Source organism: Aeromonas sp. 97A (assembly GCF_051919185.1).
In the GTDB taxonomy this organism is placed as follows: Bacteria; Pseudomonadota; Gammaproteobacteria; order Enterobacterales; family Aeromonadaceae; genus Aeromonas; species Aeromonas veronii.
This window is the reverse complement of the sequence record NZ_JBQBFF010000001.1, coordinates 2,716,699-2,733,839: the sequence shown is the minus strand read 5'-3', so window position 1 is coordinate 2,733,839 and position 17,141 is coordinate 2,716,699. Positions and strand designations below refer to the sequence as shown.

General features: G+C 61.6%; 14 protein-coding genes and 2 pseudogenes. 9 read left to right on the top strand and 7 right to left on the bottom strand.

Translation table 11 applies throughout. From position 1 onward, the window contains the following. Nucleotides 1-169: 169 nt before the first annotated feature. The 4 genes from ACTG27_RS12185 to torC all read right to left on the bottom strand — a co-directional run bounded on the left by ACTG27_RS12185 (nucleotide 170) and on the right by torC (nucleotide 5,000). Nucleotides 170-538: a hypothetical protein gene (locus ACTG27_RS12185; protein ID WP_005349490.1), complete on the bottom strand. Its 369-nt coding sequence runs from the start codon at nucleotides 536-538 to the stop codon at nucleotides 170-172. 7 nt (nucleotides 539-545) lie between these two features. Then, on the bottom strand, nucleotides 546-1,214 hold the full coding sequence (gene torD / locus ACTG27_RS12180; RefSeq protein ID WP_201905699.1) for a molecular chaperone TorD: 669 nt from the start codon (nucleotides 1,212-1,214) through the stop codon (nucleotides 546-548). A gap of 99 nt (nucleotides 1,215-1,313) precedes the next feature. Then, on the bottom strand, nucleotides 1,314-3,806 hold the full coding sequence (torA, locus tag ACTG27_RS12175) for a trimethylamine-N-oxide reductase TorA (protein ID WP_439979730.1): 2,493 nt from the start codon (nucleotides 3,804-3,806) through the stop codon (nucleotides 1,314-1,316). A 27-nt stretch (nucleotides 3,807-3,833) separates the two neighbouring features. Continuing rightward, on the bottom strand, nucleotides 3,834-5,000 hold the full coding sequence (torC, locus tag ACTG27_RS12170; RefSeq protein ID WP_080771394.1) for a pentaheme c-type cytochrome TorC: 1,167 nt from the start codon (nucleotides 4,998-5,000) through the stop codon (nucleotides 3,834-3,836). Nucleotides 5,001-5,145: 145 nt separating this feature from the next. Here torC and torR point away from each other — a divergent pair. Beyond that, nucleotides 5,146-5,858: pseudogene (gene torR, locus ACTG27_RS12165) on the top strand (two-component system response regulator TorR). A gap of 36 nt (nucleotides 5,859-5,894) precedes the next feature. Here the strand turns inward: torR and ACTG27_RS12160 are convergent. After that, nucleotides 5,895-6,299, bottom strand: a complete 405-nt coding sequence (locus ACTG27_RS12160; protein ID WP_201952530.1) for a GFA family protein — start codon at nucleotides 6,297-6,299, stop codon at nucleotides 5,895-5,897. A gap of 37 nt (nucleotides 6,300-6,336) precedes the next feature. Further along, nucleotides 6,337-7,383 carry a TMAO reductase system periplasmic protein TorT gene (gene torT / locus ACTG27_RS12155; protein ID WP_439979729.1) on the bottom strand — a complete coding sequence of 349 codons (1,047 nt, stop codon included), beginning with the start codon at nucleotides 7,381-7,383 and terminating at the stop codon, nucleotides 6,337-6,339. Between the two features lie 70 nt (nucleotides 7,384-7,453). Between torT and torS the strand changes: the two genes are divergently transcribed. Continuing rightward, entirely contained in the window at nucleotides 7,454-10,279 is a 2,826-nt protein-coding gene (gene torS / locus ACTG27_RS12150) for a TMAO reductase system sensor histidine kinase/response regulator TorS (protein WP_439979728.1), read from the top strand. Between the two features lie 54 nt (nucleotides 10,280-10,333). Here torS and ACTG27_RS12145 read toward each other — a convergent pair whose 3' ends face one another. After that, the gene (locus ACTG27_RS12145) at nucleotides 10,334-10,618 is read right to left on the bottom strand and encodes a hypothetical protein (protein ID WP_236367529.1); all 285 of its coding nucleotides are present in this window, start codon (nucleotides 10,616-10,618) and stop codon (nucleotides 10,334-10,336) included. 324 nt (nucleotides 10,619-10,942) lie between these two features. On the opposite strand from ACTG27_RS12145, the gene glyA reads away from it, so the two are divergent. The 7 genes and pseudogenes from glyA to nusB all read left to right on the top strand — a co-directional run bounded on the left by glyA (nucleotide 10,943) and on the right by nusB (nucleotide 17,138). Next, nucleotides 10,943-12,196 carry a serine hydroxymethyltransferase gene (gene glyA / locus ACTG27_RS12140; RefSeq protein WP_005338884.1) on the top strand — a complete coding sequence of 418 codons (1,254 nt, stop codon included), beginning with the start codon at nucleotides 10,943-10,945 and terminating at the stop codon, nucleotides 12,194-12,196. A gap of 150 nt (nucleotides 12,197-12,346) precedes the next feature. Beyond that, entirely contained in the window at nucleotides 12,347-12,796 is a 450-nt protein-coding gene (gene nrdR, locus ACTG27_RS12135) for a transcriptional regulator NrdR (RefSeq protein ID WP_005338880.1), read from the top strand. 97 nt (nucleotides 12,797-12,893) lie between these two features. Continuing rightward, a pseudogene (ribD, locus tag ACTG27_RS12130) lies at nucleotides 12,894-14,002 on the top strand (bifunctional diaminohydroxyphosphoribosylaminopyrimidine deaminase/5-amino-6-(5-phosphoribosylamino)uracil reductase RibD). 55 nt (nucleotides 14,003-14,057) lie between these two features. Next, nucleotides 14,058-14,711: a riboflavin synthase gene (locus ACTG27_RS12125; protein WP_439979727.1), complete on the top strand. Its 654-nt coding sequence runs from the start codon at nucleotides 14,058-14,060 to the stop codon at nucleotides 14,709-14,711. Between the two features lie 142 nt (nucleotides 14,712-14,853). Next, a complete protein-coding gene (gene ribBA / locus ACTG27_RS12120) occupies nucleotides 14,854-15,963 on the top strand; it encodes a bifunctional 3,4-dihydroxy-2-butanone-4-phosphate synthase/GTP cyclohydrolase II (RefSeq protein WP_005358461.1) in 1,110 nt (369 codons plus the stop codon). A 276-nt stretch (nucleotides 15,964-16,239) separates the two neighbouring features. Next, nucleotides 16,240-16,710 (top strand): 6,7-dimethyl-8-ribityllumazine synthase, encoded by a 471-nt coding sequence (gene ribH / locus ACTG27_RS12115; RefSeq protein WP_005338866.1) that lies wholly within the window; start codon nucleotides 16,240-16,242, stop codon nucleotides 16,708-16,710. A 14-nt stretch (nucleotides 16,711-16,724) separates the two neighbouring features. Next, a complete protein-coding gene (gene nusB / locus ACTG27_RS12110; protein WP_005343514.1) occupies nucleotides 16,725-17,138 on the top strand; it encodes a transcription antitermination factor NusB in 414 nt (137 codons plus the stop codon). The last annotated feature ends 3 nt before the right edge of the window (nucleotides 17,139-17,141 follow it).

Here is a 17,141-nt window from a genome sequence, read left to right as displayed (position 1 = left end):
AAAGCTTCCCATCCATGATGACCTCGGCATTGATTGTTTTATCACTTGCATCAGTTGTCAGTATGGCACGAACTGTTTGGCCGGGAGTCAAGCGGGGTTATCTGGTTGTTTTGACGGCAAGAATAGGCAGAAAAACCTGATAAAAAGGGTGGAAGAAGGGGGCGAGTGGTTATCCCTTCTGGCGACCAAATGCTTGAATGCCGCGCACCAGTACCAGCCAGCCGAGCAGATGGAAGGGGAGGGCAAGCAGATAGAGCAGCAGGAAGTGCGACTCGCTGCCGCTGCTGTTGATGAAGTCGATCCAGGCGGCCAGCAGCGCCAGCATGCCGGCTATCTGGAAGCGGCGGCGCAACACCACCTCGACGCCGAGATTGGCAAGGTAGAGGGTGAGCAGGATGCCGGCAAAGCCGGTGAGCTGGGCGGTGCCGTAGAGCTCGCGATCCGGGTTGAACAGCAGCGCAATCAGGGGAGTAATGCCCTGATCCAGCGGGATCAGGGCCAGCAGCCAGCATGCAATCAGAAGCAGGGCTGTCTTCATCGCGGCCTCAGTCGGCAGACGGTGCCGGTTTGACCAGAGAGAGGTAGTTGGCATCCATCTTGAGGAATACCCCCAGCAGACGGGCACTGGCGCCGTAGAAGCCAAACCGGTCGGCGGCGCGACAGGCGCTTTCGAACTTGTCAAACCAGCCCAGCAGATGACCGTGCAGTAGTGCTTCCTGCTCGTCGAGCCAGCGTTCCCGCTCGGCTGCACTCTTGGCTTCCGCCCCACGGATGATGAGATTGCCCATCAGATCCAGCTCGATGGCCAGATGATCCGCAGGCTCTTTGTATTTGTCGCTGACATTGATGCCGAGGCGATCGAGGCGGGCCTGCATCTCGGCCATCGGGGCCTGCATCAGCAGCTTGGCCTCGCCGCGGTAGAGCGATTCGTAGGGCAGGGCGCCCTGTTTGGGATCCACCAGAAACAGGCCGGCGAAGTCGGCAGCGAGTTCGAGTTGGCGATCCGGGCGCACCAGCAGGCGGGCGATGGCATCATTGAGCTCGGCCACGGCTTCGCGCATCGGATCCAGGGTGGAGAGGCTTTTCAGGAAGCTTCGCACATCATAGGTGTCATATTCGGCGATCTGCTCATCACTGAGTTCGGCGGCGAACAGGGTGGAGAACCACCAGTAGAGTTCGGCCCGGCGTTCGCTGGTAGCCATAAATTCCTGCATTTTTCCTCCGTGGATGGCAATCGGGAGCCTTGATGGCTCCCGATTCTAACGACTTTAAAAATAAAGGAAACTCAAGGGGGTGCTTTCGTTCCCCCGAGGTCAGAGTGCCGGGAACATGGGGTCGATGCCCTTGGCCGATTCCGGCGCGCCGAAGGCAGTGACGGCGGGCGCCTGTCCGCGGAACTTCTCGATCTCCACCAGCGCGGTATGGGCCGTGGTGGCCTGCGCCAGGCTGGAGGAGCCGATGTCGGCGGTCAGCACGTTGGGATCGCCGTAGGTACAGAGCGTACCCACCTTGCCGCCCTCTTGCGGGCCATACCAGGCACCTTCCTGAATGCGCACCACCCCAGGGGCGTAATCATCGCTCACCACCAGACCAGCCAATACCTGACCGCGACCGTTGAACACCCGCACCAGATCGCCGTCCTTGAGGCCGCGAGATTTGGCATCCTGCGGATTCATGTAGACAGGTTCGCGACCCTGCACCGTGTAGGTGGCGCGGTAGTGGTCGGAGGAGCAGAGCTGGCTGTGCAGCCGCTTGTCCGGGTGGCAGGATTGCAGGTGCAGCGGGTACTGTTTGCTGCCCGGCCCGCCGTGGGAGCGCTCGTAGGGCTCGATCCAGACCGGATGGCCCGGGCAATCCCCATAGCCGTAATCGGCGATGGTCTTGGAGTAGATCTCGATAAGGCCAGATGGGGTACCGAGGGGTTCCAGATCCGGCTCCTGACGGAACGACTCGTGACGCACCCAGGGCTGGCCCGCCGGGAAGGTGACGAAGCCTTCGCCGTGCCAGAACTGGCTGAAACGGGGCAGACGAATGCCGATGCCGCGGCCCTGCAGGCGGGCGTCGTCATAGATGCTCTGGATCCACTCCAGCTTGCTCTTGCCGCCGGTGAACTCGGCCTCGCGACCGAAGCGACGGCAGAGATCGGCGAAGATGTCATAGTCATCCCGCGCCTCGAACAGCGGCTCCACCACCTTGTACATGGCCAGAATGCCCGCGTTGGAGTGGGAGCCCCACTGCTCTATGTCGTCCCGCTCATAGGTGGTGGTGGCGGGCAGCACGATATCGGCGAAGCGGCAGCTGGCGGTCCACTGGTGATCGATGCTGACCACGGTTTCCAGCTTGCGCCAGGCGGCGACCATCTTGTTGCGATCCTGCTGGTGGTGGAACGGGTTGTTGCCGCAGAACACCGCCATCTTCATGTGGGGGTAGGTGATGGTCTGGCCGTTGAAGGCGATCTGCTTGCCCGGATTGAGAATGCAGTCGACGAAACGGGCCACCGGAATGAATTTGGAGTAACCCTTCCAGTCGCCGTCATGGAGCGGCTTGACCCCGGGAATGACCGAGCTGAAACCGGACATGATGGGGCCGCTGGAGGTGATGGTGCCCGCCCCGTTGTAGTGCCAGCCAAAGCCGTAACCGCCCCCCGGCAGGCCGATCTGGCCAATCATCGAGGCCAGAACCACCAGCATCCAGGCGTACTGTTCGCCGTGGTGCATGCGCTGCACGCACCAGCCGCCGATAAGCTGGGTGCGGCCGCTGCTCATGGCGCGGGCCAGCTCGCGGATGGTCTCGGCTGGTACGCCGCAGATGGCGGCGGCCCACTCGGCGTCCTTCACCTGACCATCGCTGGTGCCCAGCAGATAGGGCAGGAACTTGTCAAAGCCGGTGGTGTAGTTCTTCAGGAACGCCTCGTCGTGGCGCTTCTCGCTGTAGAGGGTGTGGGCGATGCCCAGCATCAGCGGCACGTCGGTTTGCGGATTCAGGGTCACCTGATCGCAATTGAGGTACTTCTGGGTCTTGGATTTGACCGGATCGACACTGATCACCCGGATCTCGCCCTTGGCTACCTTCTCTTTCAGCTGTGCCCAGTAGTCGTAGACGCTGTGATCCGGCACCAGCCAGCCCACCTGCAGATTCTTGATGGGATCGGAGCCCCAGATAACGATGGTCTTGCTGTGTTCCAGCACCAGCGGCCAGGAGGTTTGCTGCTCATACACCTCCATGGCGCCCGCCACGTGGGGCAGGATCACCTGGGCGGCACCGGTGGAGTAGTCACCGGCCTTGGCCAGATAGGTGCCGTGCAGGTTCATGGCGCGTCCGAGCATCGCACCAGCGGAGTGCAGTTTGCCCACCGACTGCCAGCCGGAGTGGCCGGCATAGAGGGCGCTCGGGCCATAGGTTTTCTGCACCCGTTCCAGCTCGTGATAGAAAAAGTCCAGCGCCTGGGACCAGGTGACCCGCACGAAGCGGTTCTGGCCGCGTTCGCTGGTGTCGGACTGGTGGCCCTTGCGTAGCCAGTCCAGTCGCACCATGGGGTAGCGGATGCGGGAGGGGTTGTAGACCACCTCACTCAAGGCCTTGAGCATGTCGGTGGGGTGCTTGTCATGCTCGAACGGCAGGGTCTCGACCCAGCGCCCATCGACCACCCGGGCACGGAAGGCGCCCCAGTGGGAGCCTGACTGCACTAGCTTGTCGCCAGACTCGGCAGCCATCACGGCGCGACCGAGCAGGGAGGGGCCGATCAGGGCAGAGGCACCGCTGGCCAGCAAGCCACCCAGAAAACCACGACGGGAAATATTGATCATCTTGTTATTCCTCTTTCGAATCCGGACTTAGTGGCTGCCCTGACCACCGGTATCGGCGGCATGGTTTTGCAGGTATTTGAGCAGGGTGCGCTCCTCTTCCTTGCTCAGGCGATAGTAGGCAGACATCGCCTTGAGTCCCGAAATCCAGCCGTTGGCAGTGAAGTGAGCGGGATCCGGCGCGCCGTGGCAGGAGTTGCAGGTGGATTTGTACATCTCGCCGGCGTAATCCCAGATCGGCTTGAGCGAGGACTCAAAGCCCTTGCCATCGACCCAGGCCTGCACCTGAACCTGCTCCCACTTGATATGGGTGGCGCTGTCGGTCTCCTGTTTGAGCACTTTCTCGCTCGCTTTCAGTTCGTCACGGATGGTGGCGACGAAGACCCGCTTGCCCATGTATTCGCTCAGCACCCGGCCCTTGCCGTCGCTCTCGCGCCACCCTTCGATGGTCACCTTGAGGCGATCGCCGCTGCGGTCCACCACGTCGATGCGGGAGGCGGGCAGCAGTTTGCCGACCGGGTCGCTGCTCTGTTCGCTGGCATAGAGATCTTTTTCACCCAGGTTGTAGAGGGTCTCGGCGGCTGGCGCCTCTTGCGCGTCGTTGACCAGGGTGGCGTAAGTGGCCCGGAAGCCGCCCGCCATGTTGGGCAGTTCGTGGGCGATGCCCTTGTGGCACTCGATGCAGTTCATGTTCTTCGCCGCCGCATCTTTCATCGCCAGCGCTGCCGCCGGGGACTGCTTGGCGTGATCCATGTTGTCGTAGCTGTGGCAGGACTTGCAGGTCTTGGAGTTCTGGCTGCTCATCCGTGCCCACACCTTCTCGGCCAGATGCAGGCGCCGGTCCTCGAACTTCTCCTGGGTGTCGATGCTGTGGCCTATGTACTCCTGATAGAGGTCGTTGGCCGCCTCCATCTTGCGGGCCACCTTGCCGACAAAGTCCTTCGGCTGGTGACAGTCGGTACAGACCGCCTGTACCCCGGAGGCATTCTTGAAGTGGATGGACTCCTTGTACTCCGGATAGACGGTGTCTTTCATGGAGTGGCAGGAGATACAGAATTCGAGGCTGCTGGTTTTCTCAAAGCCATAGTGCAGGCCGACGGTGCCCGCGAGGGTGACGCCGACGCCCACCAGAAGCAGCGCCAGTACCGACCAGCGACGGCTGGGGGTGCGCAGGAAGTGCCACAGTTTTTTCATCATGCTCTCTCACATCACTTTTTTGATGGGAGCCATGATAGGGAGGCGTTGTGAACAGGGCTGCCGCCACAAATTAATGAAATAGGGGTATTTATGACAAAATGTGAATAGAATAATCCTCCCTTGTCGACCATCGTGAACCCTGCCCATGAGCTACCACATTCTGGTTGTTGAAGATGATGCGGTTACCCGCGAGAAGCTGACCGGCTATTTCGAGCGGGAGGGCTATCGGGTGACGGCGGTCGAAAACGGCCAGGAGATGCGCGCCGTGCTGGCGGAGCAGACGGTCGATCTGGTGATGCTGGATATCAATCTGCCGGGGGAAGATGGTCTGCTGCTGACCCGTGAACTGCGGGCGCGCAGCACGGTAGGGATCATTCTGGTCACCGGCCGCAGCGATGCGGTGGACCGGATTGTCGGCCTCGAGATGGGGGCCGACGACTATGTCACCAAGCCGTTCGAGCTCAGGGAGCTGCTGGTGCGGGTCAAGAATCTGCTGTGGCGGATCTCGCTGGCGGCCGCCGCACCGAGCGAGCCTGCGGTGGCTGACGATGCGGTGCGCTTTGGCCCCTGGCGTTTTGATATTCCCCGCCGCCAGCTCAGCAAGGACGGAGCGCCGGTGCGTCTGACCAAGGCCGAATATGAAGTGCTGGTGGCCTTTGTCGCCCATGCCGGCGGGTGCTCAGTCGGGAGCGGATCCTGACCCTCATCAGCCATCGCGGCGATGGTCCGAGCGATCGCACCATAGACGTGTTGATCCGGCGGCTGCGCGGCAAGATGGAAGCGGATCCGCGGGATCCCCAGCTGTTTGTCACCGTCCATGGTGAAGGCTATCTGTTTGCCGGTGAGATAGCCTCCTGACCCCGTTGCGGTGGCTTTGACCTGTTTGACCGGGTATCAGATCGGCGGGCGGGTATCAAATTGCGGGCAGTCGTCGCCAATCTGGTGCCAGGGCGCCTTGGAACCGACAAAGATGTGAAACGTGGGTCGCTGGCTCGGCACATCGTCCAGTACCCCGAGGCGCAGGTTGATCTTGCCGCTGCTGCTCTTCTGGCTGAACAGGCTGGAGCCGCAGTGACGACAGAAGGCCAGGGTGGTCTCTGCCGATTTCCGGTAGCGGCCGATGGCCTCTTCCCCTTTCACTATGGTGACCTTGTTGCCATCCAGTCCGCCAACCGAGGCGTAATCTCCCCCTGAAAACTTGCGGCATTCGCTGCAGTGGCAGTTCCCCATATAGTCGAACTGATCCGGCAGGGTCAGGGCGACGGCGCCGCACAGGCAGCTGGCATGTAACTCTTTCATCTCTTCTCCTTGAGTGTGCTAATCGGATTTGGAGCGGCTATTCGACCCGATAGACGGGGCGAAAAGCGCCATCCGAGAGGGAATCGGCGGGGTCGGCCAGTGGCGCAGAGAGCGTCAGAATGGGGGGGCCCATCACCCGCGGGCACTGCTCGGCATTGGCATCAGGGTCTTGCAGCAGGCAGACCGCCTGAGCGACCGCAAGGCGCCCCTGCAGCCGCATCTGATCGCTGTTGGCGGCGAGGATCTTGCTCCGACGAAGGCCCCGCTGTACACCGTGGCTGAAGTAGGTGCTCAACACCTGAGGTCGGTCGAGATGGCGCTGTGACAGTTCGTTGACCGCCACTTCGGCGGCGATGGCACCGCCCACCAGATAGTCGAGGTCGGGATAGCGGGCCAGCGTCTGCTGCACCAGCGTGCGCTGGATTTCCCGGCTGTTGTCGCCGCGCTCGGTGGTGACCAGCTTGATGGCGCTCCCCTTGATGGCGTCGGCAAAGCCCGGTTCGACGAAGTTGTTGCCGCCGCTCGCCTGCGGGCCGGGGAAGAGGGCGACCGAGACCTGCTTGCTGCCTGCGGGGTGGCGCTGCGCCAGCCAGTAGCCAATTTGCCAGCCCATCTGGTACCAGGAGACTCCCACCTTGGCCTGCACCAGACCAGTGGGCAGATCGTTGACCAACCCAAAGATCGGCAGCGACGTGGCCTTGATCGCCTCGCGCAAGCCCTGATAGCTCACGGCGCCGAGCAAGATGGCGTCGCTCCCTTCCTGCACGCAGCGCTGCAACTGCAGGCGCTGCTCGGCGAGGGCGCCATAGCCCCCTGCTTCGTGGATCTGCAACTTGACTCCCAGCCGCTTCGCTTCGTCCACCATGCCCTGATTGACCGAAAGCCAGTAGGCGTCGCGCAGATGGGGGTAGAGGGCACAGAGGGTCAGCGGTTTGGTTGCGGCGGCGGGTTCCGGCCACTGCTGGCGCACCGGCTGGCCGCTGAATTCGCCGCCGGGCCAGATATCGACCGCAAAGGCGAGGGCGGCGCGGGGAAGCATTAGCAACCAGATCAGCAACAACGGGGAGAGATAGACGCTTCGCATGGTCAGGGGTTTTGTTAAAGTGTTGGGCCATATTATCCGGTCAAAGCCGACCACAACCAAGGGACTTCCTGTGAGAATCTTTTCCGGCCTGGGTGGCAAGTTGCTGCTGGCTTTCTCCCTGATGGCGTTGCTGACCCTGAGTGCCTCCCTGCTGGGCTGGGTGGGGCTTAGTCATCTGCGCCAGCTGGAACAAGGGGTGCAGCAGACCCTGGCCGATCAGGAGCTGGCCCGCACGCTCTCTCGCCTCAGCGGCGAGATCCAGAGTGCGTCACGGCTGCTGGCCACTGCAACCAGCGAGCAGGAGCGGGAGCATCAGGGGCGCTTGCTCACCCTGCAGGGACAGCAGCTGCAACAGGTGCTGGCGCAACTTGGCCGTGGGCAGGGTTCCGCAAGCCTCGATCAGCTCAGTCAGAGCATCATCGGCAATCTGGGCCAGCAGGGCTGGCTGGTGGGAGAGCGCCTGACCCTGATGGCGCAGGGGGAGGCGCAGCGCGCCCGTCTGGTGGCGGCAGCCGGGCAGATCGCCGAGCTGGCGCGCAGCCAGATGGAGAACGCCGAAACCGTGATGGTGGCGGGGCTGGGCTCCCTCTACCAGCAGCAAGGGGGGCAAGAGGCCCGGACGCTGGACCGCCTGCTGGAGCAAGATCTTGACTGGCTGGAGCAGATGACCGAGCTGCGTCATCGCACCCTGATGCAGCAGCAGCGCATCGAAGAGATGTGGCGCAGCGAACAGCAAGGGCAACTGCAAACGCTATTGCAAGATGGGCAACGGGAGCTGGCCATCTTGCAACTGCGGGCCGGGGCGGTGACCGATCCGGCCCGCCGGCAGGCGGTGGAGCAGGCGCTGACCGTACTGGCGCAGAGCGACAAGCTGGTGCAACTGCGCAGCGACTGGCTCGGCAAGGGGGAGGCGCTGCGGGTGCTGGCCAATGCCAATGAAGCTCTGATGAGCAGTCTCAACCAGCAGGTCGGAGAGCTGGTCAGCCGTGCCCGCGATTCGCTGGGGCAGAGCCAGCAGGCGCTAAGCCAGCGCCTCAGGCTGCTGGAGCAGGCGTTGATGGCCATTGGACTGCTCACCCTGCTACTGCTGATGCTGTTGATGTGGCGCATGGTCTATGGCCGGATCGTCTGGCCGCTGCAACGGGCGGTGGCGGGGATGAGCCGGTTGGCGCGCGGGGATCTGGCCCCCCTTGAGCCGATCGCCAGCACCGGGCGCGATGAGCTGGCGGAGTTGGGGCGGGCCCTGCAGGTGTTTCGTGACAATGCGGTTGAGCTGGGCCGCTATCAGCGCGAGCTGGAGTCGCGGGTCGAGGAGCGTACTGGCCAGCTCAGCCACGCCAACGAGCGGCTTAATGAGGAGGTGGAGAAGCAGCGGCAGGCCCGCGCCGAGGCAGAACAGGCCAACCGCGCCAAGTCGGTGTTTCTCGCCACCATGAGCCACGAGATCCGCACCCCCATGAACGGCATTCTGGGGGGGCTGACACTGCTGGAAGATACCCATCTCAGCGATACCCAGCAGAGCTATCTGGCCGCCATCGAGCACAGCGGCGAATCCCTGCTGGAGATCCTCAACGACATTCTCGACTACTCCAAGATCGAGGCGGGCCATGTGGAGGCGCGCCGCGAGCCCTTCCCCCTGTTCCAGCTGGTGGATGAGCTCAGCGCGTTGTTTCGGCCAAAGGCGGCGGCCAAGGGAGTCACCCTGGCGCTGAAATATGCGCCCGGGCTGGCGCCTGTGGTCGAGGGGGATCTGGGCAAGCTGCGGCAGGTGCTCGGCAATTTGCTCGGCAATGCGGTCAAGTTTACCGCCCGTGGCCAGATTACCCTGACGGTGGCGCCCCTTGTCTGTCACGGCCCTTGCGCCGAGCCCTGCATCCGCTTCGTGGTGCGCGATACCGGCCCCGGCATTCCGGCCGATGAGCAGGAGGCGGTGTTCGAGGCGTTTCGCCAGCGCAAGCGTGATATAGGCCATCAGGGCGGCACCGGGCTGGGACTGGCGATCAGCCGCAAGCTGGTGACTGCCATGGGGGGCGAGCTTATCCTTGCCAGCGAACCGGGCAAGGGGTGTGAATTCAGCTTCAGTTTGCCGTTGCAGCGTTCGAGCGCCCAGTTGCCTGCCGAGGCGCAACCGCTGCACCTTAGCCAGTCCCGTGACATCCTGCTGGTGGAGGATAACGAGATCAACCGGTTGGTGGCGCACGGCATGCTGACCCGCCTCGGCCATCGCGTCACCCTGGCGGAGGATGGTCGCAGTGCGCTGGCGCTGGTGACCGAGCGCCCCTTCGAGCTGGCGCTACTCGATATCAATCTGCCCGATATGGACGGCATGAGCCTTCGTGAGGATCTGGCCGCCATCAGCGAGGAGATGCATGAGCGGTCGCTGCCCGCCATCGCCATCTCGGCCCAGATGTATCCGGAGGATATCCGCCACTGCCTTGCCGCCGGCTTTGTCGATTTTGTCGGCAAGCCGGTGCGGCTGGCGGTGCTGGCGAACGCCATAGATCAACTATTTCGGCAAGAAGGGGCCTCTATCGAGCCGCAGGTGCAATTATCTGCAGCCGCGTCCTCAACTAACCAGCCCGAGTTGGCCAATCCGGTGCTGGATGCCGATCTGCCCCTGCTCGGCATGGCGCGGATCCGCCAGCTGGTCGCGCTGTTTGAGTCGCAAGGGCGGGTGTTGGTAGATAAGTTGGCTCAGGGGGAGGGGAGTGAGCAACGTCAGCTGGCGCACAAGCTCAAGGGGAGTGCGCTGGCGCTGGGGTTGACCGAATTTGCCAGCCACTGTGCGGCTCTTGAGGCGGGAGGCGGGGAGCCTGCGGCAATCGGGGCGCAATTTGACGCGGCGGTGAGCGGGTTGCAGCAGTGGCTGGTGGCAAACAGGGATGCGCCGTTCTGATCCCTGCTGGCGATGTACAACGTTCATATAGGGGGTGGCCAGTCCCTGCGCCGTTTATTCGATCTCCCGAAATAGCACCTGCTTGCACCTGGCACAGACCCATTCCCGGCGAAAATCGGTCAGGTGCACCATGCCCACCTCCAGCAACTCGTGGTGGCCGCAGTGATAACAGAAGATGATGTCGCCATCGACTGATTCAGGGTGGGCCGCCAGATAGTCGGCTTTGGTGGGGAGTTGATCCCACGAGGTGGTGGGGACATGCTTGCGTTGGCTGGTGTAGTAGACCCAGTAGAACAGAAAAAAGACAGCCAGGATCACGAATGTCAGCAGATGGTCCATCTTGAACTCCTCCGGTTAGGTGCAGCCCCTCGGATGCATGGCTGCAATCAGCTCCATCATCATTAAATTTGTTTCGAATGAATATGTTACAGGATGGATAAAGAGGGCGTTGTGATCCCCTTCGGGTTTTGCCCGCCCGCTGCGGGATGAAAAATGTGCCGTTTGGCGGAGCGGCCAGAGTATTGAACGGGGAGGGAATCTTGCTTTTTACAACATAAATTCAACATTTTTTTAGGTGGTTGGACTGTCTCTTTGATCCAGCTCACGTTACAATGCCCGCGCCCACTTCACCTAACGCGCAAACGATTTTCAGGAGAGAAACGGATGTTGAAACGTGACATGACCATCGCCAATTATGATCCGCAATTGTGGCAGGCCATCACAGACGAAACCCGTCGTCAGGAAGAGCATATCGAGCTGATTGCGTCTGAGAACTACACCAGCCCCCGAGTCATGGAAGCCCAGGGCTCCCAGCTGACCAACAAGTACGCCGAAGGTTACCCCTCCAAGCGTTACTATGGTGGTTGCGAGTATGTGGATGTGGTCGAAACCCTGGCTATCGAGCGCGCCAAAGAGCTGTTCGGTGCCACCTACGCCAACGTGCAGCCGCACTCCGGCTCCCAGGCCAACAGCGCTGTTTACATGGCTCTGCTGCAGCCGGGCGACACCGTGCTGGGCATGAACCTGGCCCACGGCGGTCACCTGACCCACGGCTCTCCGGTCAACTTCTCCGGCAAGCTTTACAACATCGTGCCTTACGGTATCGATGAGTCCGGCAAGATCGACTACGACGACATGGAACGTCAGGCTGTCGAGCACAAGCCAAAGATGATGATCGGTGGCTTCTCTGCCTACTCCGGTATCGTTGACTGGGCCCGCATGCGTGAAATCGCCGACAAGGTCGGTGCCTACCTGTTCGTCGACATGGCCCACGTGGCTGGTCTGATTGCCGCTGGCGTCTACCCGAACCCGGTTCCCCACGCTCACGTGGTCACCTCCACCACTCACAAGACCCTGGCCGGTCCGCGCGGTGGTCTGATCCTCTCCGCTGCTGACGACGAGGAGCTCTACAAGAAGCTCAACTCCGCCGTCTTCCCGGGTGGTCAGGGTGGCCCGCTGATGCACGTCATCGCCGGTAAAGCCGTTGCCTTCAAAGAGGCGCTGGAGCCGGAGTTCAAGACCTATCAGGCTCAGGTCGTGAAAAACGCCAAGGCGATGGCTGCGACCTTTATCGAGCGCGGTTACAAGATCGTCTCCGGCGGTACCGACAACCACCTGATGCTGGTTGATCTGATCGGCCGCGAGCTGACCGGTAAGGATGCTGACGCTGCGTTGGGTAAAGCCAACATCACCGTCAACAAGAACTCCGTGCCCAACGACCCGCGCTCCCCGTTCGTCACCTCCGGTGTACGTATCGGTACCCCGGCCATCACCCGCCGTGGTTTCAAGGAAGCCGAGTCCATCGAGCTGACCCACTGGATCTGTGACGTACTGGACAACCACGACAACGATGCTGTGCTGGCCACCGTACGCGAGAAGGTGCTGGATATCTGCCGCCGCTTCCCGGTCTATGGCTGATAAGTCAGACCATCCGGTTTGAGACCAATGCCACCTGCGGGTGGCATTGTTTTTTCTGGCTTTTACCGGTTTTGGATGGCCGTGCTACACTGGCCGACCTAGATCCTGGCCCGCCGGGCCGGTCCCTGTTCCATTAACGCCGGAGGTCCGATGCATTGCCCATTCTGTAGTGCGGTTGATACCAAGGTGATCGATTCCCGCTTGGTGGCAGAAGGCCATCAGGTGCGCCGCCGTCGTGAGTGTCTGCTCTGTCACGAGCGTTTTACCACCTTCGAGATGGCCGAGCTGGTGATGCCCCGCGTCATCAAGTCCAACGGCTCCCGCGAGCCGTTCAACGAAGACAAGCTGCGCGCCGGCATCCTGCGGGCGCTGGAGAAGCGGCCGGTGAGCATGGAGGCCATCGAAAAGGCGGTCAACCATATCAAATCCCGCCTGCGTGCCACCGGCGAGCGCGAAGTCGCCTCCGAGCTGGTGGGCAATCTGGTGATGGATGAGCTCAAGAGTCTGGACAAGGTGGCCTATATCCGCTTTGCCTCCGTCTATCGCAGCTTCGAAGATATTCGCGAGTTCGGCGAAGAGATCGCCAAGCTGGAGAAGTAAACCGCCATTCTCACCCATGTTGCCGCGTCCGATTACGCTGCGCTAATCGAACCTACGATACCGCGTAAAGTCGAGATGTGTTGTCAAAGGAGCCCGAATGTTTAGTCAAGATGATTACCAATGGATGAGTCGGGCCCTCGAACTGGCCCGCCGCGGCCGCTACACCACGGCCCCCAACCCCTGCGTCGGCGCCGTGCTGGTCAAAGATGGCGTGGTGGTTGGCGAAGGGTGGCATCAGAAGGCGGGCGAGCCCCATGCCGAGGTTTACGCCCTGCGCGCCGCCGGTGACAACGCCCGTGGCGCTACCGCCTATGTGACCCTCGAACCCTGCTCCCACCACGGTCGTACTCCCCCCTGTGCCGAGGCGCTGATCAACGCCGGCGTGGCCCGGGTGGTAGCAGCCATGGTCGATCCCAATCCCCAGGTGGGCGGACGTGGCCTGCGTATGCTCTCCGAAGCGGGCATCAAGACCGATTTCGGCCTGCTGGCGAGCGAAGCCGAAGCGCTCAACCCGGGCTTTTTCAAGCGGATGCGTACCGCCTTCCCGCGGGTGACCGTCAAGTTGGGAGCCAGCCTCGATGGCCGCACCGCCATGGCGAGCGGCGAGAGCCAGTGGATCACCTCCCCCGATGCGCGCCGCGATGTGCAACGACTGCGGGCCCGCCACGATGCGGTACTCTCCAGCGCTGAAACCGTGCTGGCCGATGGTGCCTCCCTGACCGTGCGCTGGGACGAGCTTCCCCCTCGGTCAAGGCGAGCTATCCCAAAGAGACCCTGCGCCAGCCGCTGCGGGTCATCGTCGATTCGCAAAACCGCCTTACCCCGGATCTACCGCTGTTCCAGAGCGAGAGTCCGGTGCTGCTGGCCCGTCACAAGGCGTCCGGCGAGTGGCCCGAGTGGGTGCAGCAGCTGGAGCTGCCGCTGCTGGATGGCAAGCTGGATCTGGTCAGCCTCTTCATGTTGCTGGCCAAACAGAACGTCAACTCGGTGCTGGTCGAGGCGGGCCCGCGGCTCTGCGGCGCTCTGCTGGAAAAAGGGCTGGTGGATGAGCTGGTGCTCTATCAGGCTCCCAAACTGATGGGTGACGAAGGGCGCGGCCTGTTCCATCTGCCGGGTCTGACCCGGCTGTTCCAGGCGCCCAAGCTTGCCATCAAGGATGTGCGCATGGTGGGGCCGGATATTCGCATTACCGCCAAAATAGCCTGATTTATCAATGTTCAAGGGGGCATAATCAGTCCCCGTCATCAGCAAGGTGATCTGCATGTTTACCGGAATTATCGAAGCGGTGGGAACCCTGGCCGAGCTGCGCCGTCAGGGCGATGACATGGCCCTCACCGTCCACGCACCAGGTCTGGATTTTAGCGACGTCAAACTGGGCGACTCCATCGCCACCAACGGCGTCTGCCTCACCGTGGTGGCGCTGGGCGACAAGAGTTATACCGCCGACGTGTCGCTGGAAACCCTCTCCCGTACCGGTTTTGCCGCCGCCAGAGTGGGCGATCGGGTCAACCTCGAGAAGGCGCTGATGCCCACCTCCCGCCTCGGCGGCCATCTGGTCTCCGGCCATGTGGATGGGGTAGGGGAGGTGAAAAGCGTCTCCAGCAGCGGCCGCGCCATCGAGTACTGGATCAAGGCGCCGGGGGAACTCTCCCGCTACATAGCCGAGAAGGGGTCGATTGCAGTGGATGGCATCAGCCTGACGGTCAACGCCGTGCAGGGGGACTTGTTCCGCCTGACGATAGTGCCCCACACGGTGCAGGAGACCACCATAGCGCGCTGGAAACCGGGTCATCGCGTGAATCTTGAGGTGGATCAGATAGCCCGCTATCTGGAGCGACTGATGCAAGGCAAGGCCCATGACGGCTCGTCATCGACCCTGACGTTGGAAAAGCTGGCCCAGTCCGGCTTCCTGTAACGGTCGATGCTGCGGGAAAAACGCTTTTCTGTGATCCCGCTCCGATTGAATTGGGGCCTTGTGCCCCCATCTAGAGCAGAATAATCCCGTATCAAGCCGAGCCGGCAGGCTCAATCCCCGAAGCATGTTGATGGAGTAGCCCATGGCGCTGAGCACAACCCAGGAAATCATTGCCGATATCAAGGCGGGCAAGATGGTGATCCTGATGGATGACGAAGACAGGGAGAACGAAGGGGACCTCATCATGGCCGCCTCCTGCGTCCGTCCGGAGGATATCAACTTCATGGCCCGCTACGGCCGTGGCCTCATCTGCCTGACATTAACCCGGGATCGCTGCAAGCAATTGGCGCTGCCGCTGATGGTGGATCGCAACAATGCCCAGTTCTCCACCGCCTTTACCGTCTCCATCGAGGCGGCAGAAGGGGTGACCACAGGTATCTCCGCCGCCGATCGTGCGGTGACCGTGCAGGCGGCTGTCGCTCCCAATGCCAAGGCGGCCGATCTGGTGCAGCCGGGCCACATCTTCCCGCTGATGGCGCAGGATGGCGGCGTGCTGACCCGTGCCGGTCACACCGAAGCGGGCTGCGATCTGGCCCGTCTGGCCGGTTTCGAGCCAGCCGCCGTCATCGTCGAGATCCTCAACGAAGATGGCACCATGGCGCGCCGTCCGGATCTGGAGGTGTTCGCCGAGGAGCACGGCATCAAGCTTGGCACCATCGCCGACCTGATCGAGTACCGCAACCAGCACGAGACCACGGTCGAGAAGGTGGCCGAGTGCAAGCTGCCGACCGAGTTTGGCGAGTTTGACCTCATCACCTTCCGCGATACCATCGACAATCAGGTTCACTTCGCCCTGAAAAAGGGTGAGGTGCAGGCCGACCAGCCGACTCTGGTGCGCGTCCATCTGCACGATGTGCTGAGCGATCTGCTGCTGACCGACCGCCACGCCGCCCGCAGCTGGCCGCTGCCCAAATCCATGGCCCGCATCGCTGACGAAGGCGGGGTGCTGGTGATTTTGGGGGCTGAATCCCACGGCGCCGAGCTGCTGGCTAGGGTCAAGGGTTTTGAAGCCGCCGACAAGGGACTGGCACCGGAAGGGGCCAAGTGGCAGGGCACCTCGCGCCGGGTTGGTGTGGGTTCCCAGATCCTCAAGGCCCTTGGCGTGAGCAAGATGCGCCTGCTGAGCTCGCCGAAGAAGTACCATGCCCTCGGTGGTTTCGGTCTGGAAGTGGTTGAGTACGTCGGCGAGTAAAGCTCTACCAGAGAAGTACCATCCCCTTCCGGGTGGTTTCGGTCTGGAAGTGGTTGAGTACGTAGGCGAGTAAAGTTCCACCAGAGAAGTACCATCCCCTTTCGGGCGGTTTCGGTCTGGAAGTCGTGGAATTTACCGGCGAGTAAGCGCGTCGGACTGGTTAAATCGCGATCATGGCCGTCTATTGCGGCCATGGTTTTTGTCGTGGGTCTGTTGTGCTAGAATGTGCGCACTTTTGACTCCGGCCCTTTTGATTGCACAGATACAGGATTTCCAATGAAGGTTATCGAAGGAAATATCGCCGCTCCTGAGGCGCGCGTTGCTATTGTTGTTGCCCGTTTCAACAGCTTCATCAACGATAGTCTGGTGAACGGCGCGGTGGACGTACTGAAGCGTCAAGGTCAAGTGCAGGACAGCAACCTGACACTGGTAAAAGTGCCGGGCGCGGTTGAAATGCCATTGGTCATCAAGAAGCTGGCCAAGAGTGGTCAATACGACGCCATCGTGGCGGTCGGTACTGTCATCCGTGGCGGCACCTACCACTTCGACCTGGTGGCAAACGAGAACAGCAAGGGCATGGCCCAGGTAATGATGGAATATGAAATTCCCGTTGCCTTCGGTGTGTTGACCACTGAAAACATTGAACAAGCCATCGAGCGTGCAGGTACCAAGGCGGGTAACAAGGGTGCAGAGGCTGCACTGGCAGCGCTCGAAATGATCAACGTCCTGAAAGAACTGGACGTGTAACGAGGAGAAGTACATTGAAACCGTCTGAGCGCCGTAAAGCCCGCCATTGCGCCACCCAGGCCATCTACCAGTGGCAGATGACCAAGGCTAACGTGGGTGACATCGAAGAGCAGTTCAAGATCGATCAGGACACCAAGGGTGTAGACCTGAACTATTTCCGCGATCTGCTGTTCGGGGTAGCCCTCCACTGCAGCGAGCTGGATAAGGTGTTTGCACCTTTCCTCTCCCGTCCGCTGGAAGAAGTGGACATGGTGGACAAGGCGATCCTGCGTCTGGCGACCTACGAGCTGACCCGTCGTGATGATGTACCGCCGCGCGTGGTCATCAACGAAGCGATCGAGCTGGCCAAAGCTTTTGCTGCCGATGACAGCCACAAGTTTGTCAACGGTGTACTGGACAAGGTGATCAAGTCGCTGAACAAGCGTTGATCC

Excerpts from the sequence above, each read along its gene's own strand:
- ACTG27_RS12185 (WP_005349490.1), bottom strand. The coding sequence starts at position 538 with ATGAAGACAGCCCTGCTTCTGATTGCATGCTGGCTGCTGGCCCTGATC.
- torD (WP_201905699.1), bottom strand. The coding sequence starts at position 1,214 with ATGCAGGAATTTATGGCTACCAGCGAACGCCGGGCCGAACTCTACTGG.
- torA (WP_439979730.1), bottom strand. The coding sequence starts at position 3,806 with ATGATCAATATTTCCCGTCGTGGTTTTCTGGGTGGCTTGCTGGCCAGC.
- torC (WP_080771394.1), bottom strand. The coding sequence starts at position 5,000 with ATGATGAAAAAACTGTGGCACTTCCTGCGCACCCCCAGCCGTCGCTGG.
- ACTG27_RS12160 (WP_201952530.1), bottom strand. The coding sequence starts at position 6,299 with ATGAAAGAGTTACATGCCAGCTGCCTGTGCGGCGCCGTCGCCCTGACC.
- torT (WP_439979729.1), bottom strand. The coding sequence starts at position 7,383 with ATGCGAAGCGTCTATCTCTCCCCGTTGTTGCTGATCTGGTTGCTAATG.
- ACTG27_RS12145 (WP_236367529.1), bottom strand. The coding sequence starts at position 10,618 with ATGGACCATCTGCTGACATTCGTGATCCTGGCTGTCTTTTTTCTGTTC.
- glyA (WP_005338884.1), top strand. The coding sequence starts at position 10,943 with ATGTTGAAACGTGACATGACCATCGCCAATTATGATCCGCAATTGTGG.
- nrdR (WP_005338880.1), top strand. The coding sequence starts at position 12,347 with ATGCATTGCCCATTCTGTAGTGCGGTTGATACCAAGGTGATCGATTCC.
- ACTG27_RS12125 (WP_439979727.1), top strand. The coding sequence starts at position 14,058 with ATGTTTACCGGAATTATCGAAGCGGTGGGAACCCTGGCCGAGCTGCGC.
- ribBA (WP_005358461.1), top strand. The coding sequence starts at position 14,854 with ATGGCGCTGAGCACAACCCAGGAAATCATTGCCGATATCAAGGCGGGC.
- ribH (WP_005338866.1), top strand. The coding sequence starts at position 16,240 with ATGAAGGTTATCGAAGGAAATATCGCCGCTCCTGAGGCGCGCGTTGCT.